The organism is Acidovorax sp. SUPP3434 (assembly GCF_030159015.1).
Lineage (GTDB): Bacteria > Pseudomonadota > Gammaproteobacteria > Burkholderiales > Burkholderiaceae_C > Paracidovorax.
This window is the reverse complement of record NZ_BQXL01000018.1, coordinates 87,864-98,444: the sequence shown is the minus strand read 5'-3', so window position 1 is coordinate 98,444 and position 10,581 is coordinate 87,864. Positions and strand designations below refer to the sequence as shown.

Annotated in this window: 14 protein-coding genes; 12 read left to right on the top strand and 2 right to left on the bottom strand. The window is 69.0% G+C overall.

Translation table 11 applies throughout. The features are described from left to right. Positions 1-44: 44 nt before the first annotated feature. A complete protein-coding gene (locus tag AVKW3434_RS21045; RefSeq protein ID WP_284407375.1) occupies positions 45-737 on the bottom strand; it encodes a peptidoglycan recognition protein family protein in 693 nt (230 codons plus the stop codon). Positions 738-920: 183 nt separating this feature from the next. On the opposite strand from AVKW3434_RS21045, the gene AVKW3434_RS21040 reads away from it, so the two are divergent. The 11 genes from AVKW3434_RS21040 to AVKW3434_RS20990 all read left to right on the top strand — a co-directional run bounded on the left by AVKW3434_RS21040 (position 921) and on the right by AVKW3434_RS20990 (position 9,753). Further along, positions 921-1,796, top strand: coding sequence for a PA4780 family RIO1-like protein kinase (locus AVKW3434_RS21040; protein WP_284407374.1), 876 nt, complete (start codon positions 921-923; stop codon positions 1,794-1,796). A gap of 193 nt (positions 1,797-1,989) precedes the next feature. Then, positions 1,990-2,328, top strand: a complete 339-nt coding sequence (locus tag AVKW3434_RS21035) for a hypothetical protein (protein ID WP_284407373.1) — start codon at positions 1,990-1,992, stop codon at positions 2,326-2,328. A 112-nt stretch (positions 2,329-2,440) separates the two neighbouring features. Next, the gene (locus tag AVKW3434_RS21030) at positions 2,441-3,070 is read left to right on the top strand and encodes a DUF1439 domain-containing protein (protein ID WP_284407372.1); all 630 of its coding nucleotides are present in this window, start codon (positions 2,441-2,443) and stop codon (positions 3,068-3,070) included. A 369-nt stretch (positions 3,071-3,439) separates the two neighbouring features. Further along, the gene (locus tag AVKW3434_RS21025) at positions 3,440-4,543 is read left to right on the top strand and encodes a mechanosensitive ion channel family protein (protein WP_284407371.1); all 1,104 of its coding nucleotides are present in this window, start codon (positions 3,440-3,442) and stop codon (positions 4,541-4,543) included. A 120-nt stretch (positions 4,544-4,663) separates the two neighbouring features. Beyond that, positions 4,664-4,915 (top strand): hypothetical protein, encoded by a 252-nt coding sequence (locus AVKW3434_RS21020; protein WP_272566672.1) that lies wholly within the window; start codon positions 4,664-4,666, stop codon positions 4,913-4,915. Positions 4,916-5,182: 267 nt separating this feature from the next. Then, positions 5,183-6,232 (top strand): SDR family oxidoreductase, encoded by a 1,050-nt coding sequence (locus tag AVKW3434_RS21015; protein WP_284407370.1) that lies wholly within the window; start codon positions 5,183-5,185, stop codon positions 6,230-6,232. Between the two features lie 81 nt (positions 6,233-6,313). Then, positions 6,314-6,685 carry a hypothetical protein gene (locus tag AVKW3434_RS21010; protein WP_272566674.1) on the top strand — a complete coding sequence of 124 codons (372 nt, stop codon included), beginning with the start codon at positions 6,314-6,316 and terminating at the stop codon, positions 6,683-6,685. Positions 6,686-6,830: 145 nt separating this feature from the next. Next, positions 6,831-7,259 (top strand): VOC family protein, encoded by a 429-nt coding sequence (locus AVKW3434_RS21005; protein WP_272566675.1) that lies wholly within the window; start codon positions 6,831-6,833, stop codon positions 7,257-7,259. A gap of 75 nt (positions 7,260-7,334) precedes the next feature. Continuing rightward, the gene (locus tag AVKW3434_RS21000; protein ID WP_284407369.1) at positions 7,335-7,799 is read left to right on the top strand and encodes a GyrI-like domain-containing protein; all 465 of its coding nucleotides are present in this window, start codon (positions 7,335-7,337) and stop codon (positions 7,797-7,799) included. Between the two features lie 331 nt (positions 7,800-8,130). Beyond that, the gene (locus AVKW3434_RS20995; protein WP_284407368.1) at positions 8,131-9,195 is read left to right on the top strand and encodes a pirin family protein; all 1,065 of its coding nucleotides are present in this window, start codon (positions 8,131-8,133) and stop codon (positions 9,193-9,195) included. 93 nt (positions 9,196-9,288) lie between these two features. Beyond that, positions 9,289-9,753, top strand: coding sequence for a hypothetical protein (locus AVKW3434_RS20990; RefSeq protein WP_272566678.1), 465 nt, complete (start codon positions 9,289-9,291; stop codon positions 9,751-9,753). On the opposite strand, the gene AVKW3434_RS20985 is transcribed toward AVKW3434_RS20990, so the two are convergent. Further along, complete coding sequence (locus AVKW3434_RS20985) at positions 9,740-9,979, bottom strand: hypothetical protein (protein ID WP_284407367.1); 240 nt, start codon at positions 9,977-9,979, stop codon at positions 9,740-9,742. The two genes, AVKW3434_RS20990 and AVKW3434_RS20985, sit on opposite strands and share 14 nt — an antisense overlap. Before the next feature lie 93 nt (positions 9,980-10,072). Here AVKW3434_RS20985 and AVKW3434_RS20980 point away from each other — a divergent pair, with 93 nt between their 5' ends. Then, positions 10,073-10,543: an FKBP-type peptidyl-prolyl cis-trans isomerase gene (locus tag AVKW3434_RS20980; protein WP_284407366.1), complete on the top strand. Its 471-nt coding sequence runs from the start codon at positions 10,073-10,075 to the stop codon at positions 10,541-10,543. The last annotated feature ends 38 nt before the right edge of the window (positions 10,544-10,581 follow it).

Below are 10,581 nucleotides of genomic sequence, written 5' to 3'. Positions count from 1 at the left end.
GCGTGTGGCACTGCTCAACCGCTTCACGCAGTTGGGATGCCCGATCACGGTGCCCGCCGCTGCCGTGGCGTAGCTGCATCTGGGGTAGGGGTTATCTCGGCCTGTTTCGGGTTTGTGCAACAAAGCCAGCTCACATCCGGATGTCGATGAATTTCTGTTTTAGGGATCACGAGCGTCTGGGTCAATTCATCGACGAGGTATTGCAGTGCGATCTGCTGTGCACCGGTCAGCGTTTCGTAGATGGAGTGATCGTTAATGAACCGCTCTCTCTTTTCCTGCGGCAACCCGAGAGGAAGTGGTTTGTTTGCAGGCAGCACAGCGCGGCCCACAATTTCGATTCCAATGCTGTCTGTATTCGAAGGGAATCGTGCAGGTACTGCCTTTGATTTCTCTGTCTTGTGGATACCTTCGTAGTCCTGACTGCTGAGTAACTTTACTTCAGAGGGTGCGCAATTTTTTTCCACGATGCACCGTGCTTTCAAACGACCGACGTGGTTGGTGGCAAACAGCAGCGAGGCAGTCTGGTAGATCACACCTGTTTTAGCGATCAGAAAGTGGGCTCCATTTGCTTTGGGTTGCCGATAACTATTGAACACAGCGCGTTCGTTATCGGTGTTGGTCTGATGAACAATGATGCCGTTCACCTTGTCCATTCGGCCACGCTCGATGCCGATGGCCCTGTGGGCAATGATCTTTGCATCGCCAATGACAATTCCCTCGTTATTCACATTCAGCATTTATCCTCCCGTATCGGGGAGGGAATGTACTGCGCAAGTGAAATGGTTTTCGTGAAAAATCGTTAACGCGGCTGTATTGCGCTAGATGTGGAGGTATGTGGTGCTGATGCCATCACTGCACGCATGCTGTGAGCTGCTCAGGCTTGCTCGCAGCTATTCATCCCATGCGCGCAAAATGCCCCGATGAAAGCTCCCCCCAGACTCCAGTCCCTCATCGAGGAAGGCCTCATCGACACCGTGGTGCGCCAGCTCATGAGCGGCAAGGAAGCCATGGTGTACGTGGTGCGCTGCGGCGACGAAACGCGCTGCGCCAAGATCTACAAGGAGGCCACGCACCGCAGCTTCCGGCAGGCGGTGGACTACACCGAGAACCGCCGGGTCAAGAACTCCCGCTCGGCCCGTGCGATGGCCAAGGGCAGCAAGTTCGGCCGGCAAGCGCAGGAGGCCGCGTGGCAGAGCGCCGAGGTCGATGCGCTCTACCGCCTTGCGGCAGCCGGCGTGCGGGTGCCGCAGCCGTTCAACTTCCACGAGGGCGTGCTGCTCATGGAGCTGGTGACCGACGCGCACGGCGATGCGGCGCCGCGACTGAACGACGTGGCGTTCACGCCCGAGCAGGCCCGGGCGCACCATGCCACGCTGATCGCCGAGGTGGTGCGCATGCTGTGCGCGGGCGTGGTGCACGGGGACTTGTCCGAATTCAACATCCTGCTCGCCCACATCCCTGGCGCCGGTGCGGATGAAGGTGCCGAGGGCCCGGTCATCATCGACCTGCCCCAGGCCGTGGATGCGGCGGGCAACAACCATGCGCCGCGCATGCTGCTGCGCGACGTGGCCAACCTGCGCGATTTCTTCGGCCAGTTCGCGCCCGAGTTGCGGGCCACCGAATACGGCCCCGAGATCTGGACCCTGTACCAGAGCGGCCAGTTGACGAACGAGACCCCGCTCACCGGTCGCTACGAGCGCCGCCATGCGGATGTGGACCTGCAGGCGGTGATGCGCGAGATCGACGATGCGCGGGCCGAGGATGCAGCGCGCCGGCTGCGCATGGCGGGCGGGTAGCGGCAAGGGCGCGCGCGGGGCGGGGCTCACAAACCTTCACAAAACAGGCGCACGCGCACGGGGGTTGCCCTGCAAAATCGTCGACCGGGCGAAATGGCCGGACTTCCCAGGCGCGCCGCCGCCGTGGGGGCCGCCGCCGAGCCCGCGCACGGCCCTGCCGTGCCTTGGCGATGACACCACCGGAGCCGCACCCATGAACCCAGCCACCTGCGCGATCTGCGGCCAGCCCCTGGACGATGCGGCCGAGGGCGCCTACGGCGACTGGGTCGCCTTTGCCGACCACGACAACCACGCGCTGCCCGAGCCTGGAAGCCGGGCGCCCGGTCTGGCCTATTTTTGCGGGGAGCACCTGGCCCTGGCCCGCGAGCGGGCCGCATGGCGTTGCCACGATGCGGTGCAGGCCCTTCGCCTGCATGCCGGCGCGCAGGCTGCAAGCGCGGCGCAGGTCCATTCCGCCCCGGCGCCGCTGGCCGGGGCTGCGGAGGCCGCCACCGCCCCGCAGTCGCCCTGGTGGCAACGCTGGTGGGGCTGACGTGCGGGCCAGGGCCATGGGGTCGGCCGGTGCCCGCTTGCGCCGCCGCCCGGGAACTGATCGGCCCGCCCGGGGTCAGTCACTGCCGTTGCCGGTCTTTTCTTTTCCGCACATGAGGGTGTCCGCCACGATGGTTGCTTTCCGTTCGATTCCGCACCCCGCGCACTCCAAGCACTCCGCAGCACCCCGTGGCGTTTTCCGGGCCGTCTGCGCCGCGCTCGCCCTGGCGGCCTGCGCCGTGGCGTCCCAGGCCTGGGCGCAGAGCTACACGATCTCCGCCGAGCAGATGCAGGGCGCCGTGGCCGAGAAGTTTCCGCGCCGCTATGCGCTGGGCGGCCTGATGAACCTGGATGTGCAGGCGCCCCGACTGCGGCTGCTGCCGCAGCAGAACCGGCTGAACGCCGACATGGACGTGACCGCCTCGGGCCCGCTGCTGCAACGCCGCTACGCCGGCGCGTTCGATGTGGACTTCGCGCTGCGCTACGAGCCGTCGGACCGCACGATCCGCGCGCACCAGCTGCATGTGAACGCGCTGCGCCTGGAGGGGCTGCAGCCCCAGGCTGCGGAAATGCTCGACATCTATGGCCCGCAGCTGGCCCAGCAGACGCTGAGCGAGGTGGTGCTGCACCAGTTGCGGCCGCAGGACCTGGCCGTGCCGGATGGGCTTGGCATGCAGCCGAGCAGCATCACGGTGACGGACAAGGGGCTGGTCGTGCGCTTCGAGCCCAAGGCCTCACCTTAGAAAGGAAAGTGTTCACCGATTTTTCGGGAATGGCTCTTCTACCCGCAGGGCCAGTGCCTTTCCGGGCGGTTTGCCGCGTTGCCGCGTTTGCACGCAAGCCCCTGCCATTGGCGGCGCACCGCGCCTTGCATCCCATGTTGGAGAGGTTCTGAGCGTCGGGCCCGGCGCGCCGCAGGACAGGTGCGGCGTGGTCCTACCCCGGTCCGGCCCGGCGTTTTTTACGATGGGCGCTTTCCGGCGCGGCCACGCAGCGCCGTTGCGCACGGCACCGCCGTGCTCGCCAGGGGCCACCGGCCCCTTCCGCCCCATTCCTTTCATGCCACCGGCGGCGCCTCGCGCGCGGCCCGGTCCTTCTTTTCAAGGAGCTCCATGAACACGCCATCCTTCACCTCGTGGTTCCAGACCGAAACGCTCTGGGGCCTGTCCCTGGTCAGCCTGGCGCTGGCGCTGGCCGCCGCGCTGGGCGCGTACCTGGCCATGTCGCTGCTGCTGGGCGTGGCCGTGCGGCGTGCGCGGCGCCTGGCCGAAGCGCAGGGCGGCAGCCACCGCACGGCGGGCGTGGTGTACGAGTTGCTGGCCGGCACCAGCCGGCTACTGGTGTTCGTGGCGGCCGTGCTGGTGGGCGTGGGCATGCTCGATCTGCCGGGCCGCTGGGCCGCGCGCGTGGGGCAGCTGTGGTTCCTGGCGCTGGCGCTGCAGGTGGGGCTGTGGGGCACGCGCGCGGTGGCCCTGGGGATTGCGCGCTACCGCATGCACCACGGCCTGGCCGCCGCGGGCGATGCGGCGCCGTTCAGCGCGTCGGCCACGCTGCTGCTGGCCATGCTGTCCAACCTGGGGGTGAACATCACGGCGTTCGTGGCCAGCCTGGGGGTGGGCGGCATCGCGGTGGCGCTGGCGGTGCAAAGCATCCTGGGCGATCTGTTCGCCTCGCTGGCGATCGCGGTGGACAAGCCGTTCGATGCGGGCGATTTCATCGTGGTGGGCGGCGTCGCGGGCACGGTGCAGCGCATCGGCCTCAAGACCACGCGCATCCGCAGCCTGGGCGGCGAGCAGGTGGTGATGAGCAACACCGACCTGCTCAAGCAGACCATCAACAACTACCGCTACCTGCAGGAGCGGCGCATCGTGTTCCAGTTCCGCGTGCCCTACGGCACCACGGCCGAGCAGGCCGAGGCAGTGCCGCAGGCCGTGCGCCGCATCATCGAGGCCGAAGGCCAGGCGCGCTTCGACCGCGCGCACCTGCAGGGCTTCGTCGAGAACGGGCTGCAGTACGAGGTGGTCTACATCGTGCTGGACCCGGCCTACAACGTGTACATGGACCTGCAGCAGCGCATCAACCTGTCGCTGATGCGCGAACTCGCCACGCTGGGCGTGGACTTCGCCGTGCCGGCGCGCACGGTGCAGCTGGCCGCGCCGGCGGGCGGGCCGCCGCCCGGGGGCTTTCTGCGCGTGCAGCAGCCGGCGACGGCCTGAGCCCGGCGCGGTTGGTGCGAGCCGGCGCGGCCGGGCGCCGTGGCCCTTGCGGGCCCCGTTGGTTAAAGTAGCGGCCCTCGCCCCCAGGGCGCCCTCGATCCCCAACGCGGCAGAAAACCCATGACCCAGGACCCGGCTCGACAGAGCGAATTGAAGAAGATGGAGCTGTGCGATGGCTGCGCCGGCATCCAGCGCAACTGGCGCCGCGCCCCCGGCCATGCCGAGCTGGTGCAGCGCGGCAACCGCAAGGAAGAGCGCGACCACGGCCTCGTCACCATCACCCGCTACCAGTGCGACCGCTGCGGCACGGCGTGGGAGTACGAGAACGACAAGACCGACCAGCGTGCCGGCTGGTCCGTGGTGGGGCGCTGAAAGCCTGCCACCGTGCGGCTGCTAAATGCTATTAAATAAGTAGCATGATGCCCTAGTGGATATTGCGCTGGCGGCCTCCGGGAGTCGCCATGCCTTGCCCCGTGAGGTGGCCCGTGCGGCCGCCTTTCCGGCACCGTCCTACGCCCGGGCCCGCGTTCGGGGGATACAACGGCCATTGGAAGGCGGCGCCTTCGCGTCTGGGTGGGTCACTGCATTCAGGCGCCCGCGCCGTTCGCAGCAACGACGACCCCAAGGAATCCCGGCCCCATGCTCTTTGCCCGCTCCCCGACCCCCGATCCCGAAACGTCTGCCGAACCCGCCCCGGCCGCGCCCCTGCCCGAGCGCACCGTCGTCGTCATCACGGGCGCGTCCAGCGGCATCGGGCACGCCACGGCGCTGGCCTTCGCCCGGCGCGGCGCGTGCATCGTGCTGGCCTCGCGCGATGCGGGCACCCTGTCGGCGGTGGCGCTGGCCTGCCGGGCCGAAGGCGGCACCGCCATCGGCGTGCCCACCGACGTGACCGATCCCCAGGCCGTGCAGGCCCTGCGGGCCAAGGCGCTGCGCCATTTCGGCCACATCGACGTGTGGGTGAACAGCGTCGGCGTGGGCGCCGTGGGCCGTTTCGAAGACGTGCCCGTGGCCGCGCACCGCCGCGTGCTGGAGGCCAACCTGCTGGGCCACCTGCACGGCGCGCACGTCGTGCTGCCGCACTTTCGCGAACGCGGCCGCGGCACGCTGGTCAACCTTATCTCGATGGGCGGCTGGGTGCCCGCGCCCTATGCGGCCGCCTACACCGCGAGCAAGTTCGGCCTGCGTGGGCTGTCGGAAAGCCTGCGCGCCGAGGTGTCCGACCTGCCCCACGTGCACGTGTGCGACGTGGCCCCCACCTTCGTCGATTCGCCGGGCCTCTCGCACGGCGCCAACTACACGGGCCGCAGCATCCGGCCGCCGCTGCCCATGGTGGACCCGCGCCGCGTGGCCGAGGCCATCGTGGGCCTGTCCACCCGCCCGCGCGACGTGACCTGGCTCGGCGCGCCCGCGCTGCCCGGCCGCCTGGCCCATGCGCTGGCGCCGGCCAGCGTGGGCCGCGCGATGCGCTGGCTCACCGATGCGGCGCTGCGGCGCGCGCGCGAAGTGCCCGCGTCCGAAGGCAACCTGTTCGAGCCGTCGCGCGGCACCGCCATCGACGGCGGCCACCGCGATCACCGCGACAGCCGGCTGGCCGCCGTGGCCGCGCTCGGCGTGGCGGGCCTGGTCTGCGGCTGGTGGCTGGCCACGCGCGAGACCGCCAGCGACGGCACCGGCCGGCAGCCTTGACCTGACGCGCCACGCACCGCAGGGGCCTGTGCGCAAGCCCTCGGGTGGCCCCCGTTTCGTTGGAACTGAAAGGATGAGTCCATGACCGCTTCCTCGCTCTCCCAGGCCGCGCGCGCCGCGCAGACCTTCACGCTCTATGCGGCCGGTGGCCGCGTGTACGCCAGCAACGTGCGCGACAAGCTCATCGACCTGGGCGGGCTGACCGAGGCCCAGGGCCGCTACGGCTACGCGCTGGACGGCGGCGACCAGGTGGCGCGCGACGGGTTTCCCAGCCCTGAGGACGCGCTGGCGGACATCGCCGGCACCGTCACCTTTCTGTACCTGGACGGGCAGTTCACCGCGCTCGAAGACCTGTCCGATGGCCGCAGCCCGGACCTGAGCGACGTGCCGCAGATCCAGATCAGCCTGGATGCGCTGGGCCATGGCGAGCCGGCCATCGCCGCCGATATCTGACCGTTCGCCCTGGGGACCGCTCCCGCCCCGCGTGCGGGAATTCCCGGTGGACGCTGCCCGGCAGGCCGGCTATGGTTTGTGAACGGTGTTCACAATCGTGATGGGCGCCGCACCCGGCCCGGCGCGGGCCGCCAGGAGACGACGCATGAAAGTGGAACCCTACCTGTTTTTCGACGGCCGGTGCGAAGAGGCGCTGGCGTTCTATCGCACGGCCCTGGGCGCGGAGGTCACCGCGCTGATGCGCTTTTCGGACAGCCCCGCCCCGACCGATGCGTCCGGTTGCGCGGGATCGGCGCCGCCGCCGGGCGACAAGGTCATGCACGCTGCGTTCCGCATCGGCGAGACCACGCTCATGGCCTCCGACGGCATGAACGGGGGGCAGCCCGTGTTCCAGGGCATGTCGCTGTCGCTCGGCCCGGCCGACGAGGCCGAGGCCCGGCGCCTGTTCGCCGCGCTGTCCGAGGGCGGCCAGGTGCAGGTGCCGCTGTCGCCCACCTTCTTCTCGCCCGCGTTCGGCATGGTGGCCGACCGGTTCGGGGTGCCGTGGATGGTGGTGTGCACGCCCGCCGCCTGACCGGACCGCCCCGATGCCGGGCGCGTGCCATCGCCCCTCCGATTGACCACGACGGCCCCCGCGCCCGCTGAACCCATGATCGACACGCCCCACATCGCCGACCTGCCCGCCCGCCCCACGGCGTTCATCCACGTCACCTGCACCCGCGAGGAGATCCAGCACGTCATGGGCCAGGGCGTGCGCGACCTGATGGACGCCATCGCCGCCCAGGGCGCCTCGCCCGCCGGCCCCTGGTTCACCCACCACCGGCGCCGGCCCACGGACACGTTCGACTTCGAGATCAGCGTGCCCCTGGCCGCGCCCATCGGCCCGCACGGCCGCATGCAGCCCGGCGAGTGGCCCGCCATGCGCCTGGCCCGCACCGTGCACCGCGGGCGCTATGAAGACCTGGCCGGCGCCTGGGGCGATTTCCTGCAATGGATCGAGGGCGAGGGCCTCACGCCCACGGGCGAACTGTGGGAGTGCTACCTGACCGGGCCCGAGACCGGCTCGGACCCCGCCGCCTGGCGCACGGAGCTGAACCAGCCGCTGCAGGATTGAGCGGCCCACCGGCTGCGTCGAGGTGGTTTGCTATTGAATCAATAGCGGTGCCGGCATGAAATTCGCCGGCATAGACTGGTTTTTCGTTGAAATGCCGGGTTGCAATGGCATCGCCGTGCGGGCCCGTGCCGTCTCTGCTGCGTGGCCGGCGCGCAGGCCACTGTTCCATCCCTGCACCAGTCCGTCCTGCCCGCGCCCGCGTTGCAGCGCGGCCGGCCGCCCCCATGTGCAGTGACAGACCATGCCGCCGCATGGCCCGTGCCACGCCGGCCGCACCCCACCGTGCACGCCCGCCGCCGGGGCCGCGCGCGGCGCCACCCAGGAGCTTTCCATGCCAGCCGTTGCCGACACCCCGATCCTGAACACCCAGCCCCTGGGCCCGCTGTGGCCCACGATGGACCCGTTCCTGTTCTGCGCCCACCACGACGACGCCTACCCGCCCGGCAATGCCGAACTGGGGCCCGATGCGCCGCTGGACGGCCGGCAGATCGGCCAGGACTTTTCGCGCCGGGACGGCTGGAGCATGTACCACGGCGACGTGGTGCCCGGTTTCCCGCCGCATCCCCACCGCGGGTTCGAGACCGTGACCATCGTGCGCAAGGGCCTCATCGACCATGCCGATTCGCTGGGCGCCGCCGCCCGCTTCGGCCAGGGCGACGTGCAGTGGCTCACCGCCGGCGACGGCGTGGTGCATTCCGAGATGTTCCCGCTGCTGGACCGCACCGGTCCCAACCCGCTGGAGCTGTTCCAGATCTGGCTCAACCTGCCGGCGCGTTCCAAGCGGGTCGATCCGCACTTCACCATGTTCTGGTCCGGTGACATTCCGCGCGTGGTGGACCCCGGCACGGACGGCGCCGCCGCCACCCACGTGGCCGTGGTGGCCGGCCGGCTGGGCGAGGCCGCGCCCCTGGCGCCCCCGCCGGGATCGTGGGCCGCGCAGGCCGAGGCCGACGTGGCCATCTGGACGCTGCGCCTGGAGCCCGGCGCGCGCTTCACGCTGCCCGCCGCCACCGGCGAGGGCACCCGGCGCATGCTGTACTTCTTTGCCGGCGGCGGCGTCACGCTGGCGGGCCAGGCGGTGGACCACGCCGCGCTGGAGTTGCGCGCGGGCGAGGCGGTGGCACTGCACAACGGCGGCACGGCCGACGCCGAATTCCTGCTGCTGCAGGGCCGGCCCCTGGCCGAGCCGGTGGTGCAGTACGGCCCCTTCGTGATGAACACGCAGCAGGAGATCGCCGAGGCCCTGGCCGACTACCGCCGCACCGGCTTCGGCGGCTGGCCCTGGGGCGATGCGGCGCCGGTGCACGGGCCGACCCTGGGCCGGTTCGCGCAGCGGCCGGGCGCCGCGCCGGACGTGCCCGCGCCGGTGGATGTGGGATTGCCATCGGCCGGGTGATCGGATTGTCATTTTTTGTGTGCAAATGGTTATTGCCGTGGGATGGAGAGGCCCGATTTAGCATCTGTGCTCCCTCACTACCGGAGTCGATGGATGGGGCAGTGCTACGCCGCGGGCGATTTCAAAAAATACTTCAACGAGAACATGCAGGATTTGGGCTTGCCCGTGCCGTCCACGCTGTTTGATACCTACAACACGGCCCTCAGCACGGCCTCGACGATGGTGGGGACCCTGGCCACGTTGGGCAAAGGCGCCACGATGGCTGAACTGGTCGGCGCCACTGTGGGTCTGGAAAAGCTGGCGGTGGCTGCCTCCATCGGGGCCTCCGCGTACACCGGAGCGGCCATCGGCAGCATCGCGGTGGCTGCGGGGCGCTCACTCGGCTGTGGATCACGCATGTCCGATCTTTTCGTGATGGCTCGCCAGAACAAACTGGAGTTCGATGGGCTGGCAGCCTTCTATGCCAACAACCCCCAGGTCATTCAGAAAAATCATCCGGGCCGGGCACGCTTTGGAATGCAAGCCAAAATCGCTCCGTCCAATTTCAGCTATGCGTGATGAATAGCCTTCTATTCCTGCTGCTTTGCATCGTGTTGGCGGTGCTCGCTTGGGGCGCTTTCCAGTTTCTGGGGCAGTACGCATTTTTGCTCATGGTCGTCGTCGTCGTGGCGTTGCTTGTCAGCAAGGCGGGAAAACCGAAGTTCAGGCAGAAAAAGTAGCCGTTCGTGGAATCGGGGAACTGCTGCGAGGCCGTTTTCCGGGTGATCTGGCTGCGGGCACCCATGGCGCGCGCGTTGCTCGACAATGCAGGCCTGCACCGCCGGGCGCACGCCGCCCGGCTTCGACCGATCCACCGACCTGTCCGGACCCTCCCTCCATGAACATCTCCAAAGACACCGCCGTCACCTTGAGCTACAAGGTCACCACGCCGCAGGGCAAGCCGCTCGATTCCGGCCACATGGCATACCTGCACGGCGGCTACGACGGCATTTTTCCGAAGGTGGAGGCCGTGCTGGACGGCCAGGCCACGGGCTTTGCCACCACGCTGGACCTGACCGCGGCCGAGGCCTTCGGCGACCGCGACGAGAGCCTGGTGCGCACCATCCCCAAGAGCGAGTTCCCGCCCGGCGTGAAGGTGGGCGGCCAGCTGCGCGGCGCGGGCAACGACGGGCGCGAGCACGTGTTCAACGTGGTCAAGATCAAGGGCCCCGAGGTGCACCTGGACGGCAACCACCCGCTGGCCGGCCAGGCGCTGCGCTTTTCCTGCAAGGTGACCGAGGTGCGGCCGGCTTCGCCGGAAGAAGTCGTGCACCGCCACGTGCACGGCGGGCACGGCCACCACCACTGATCGGGGCATCGGCGGGCATTTGCTATTAAAAATATAGC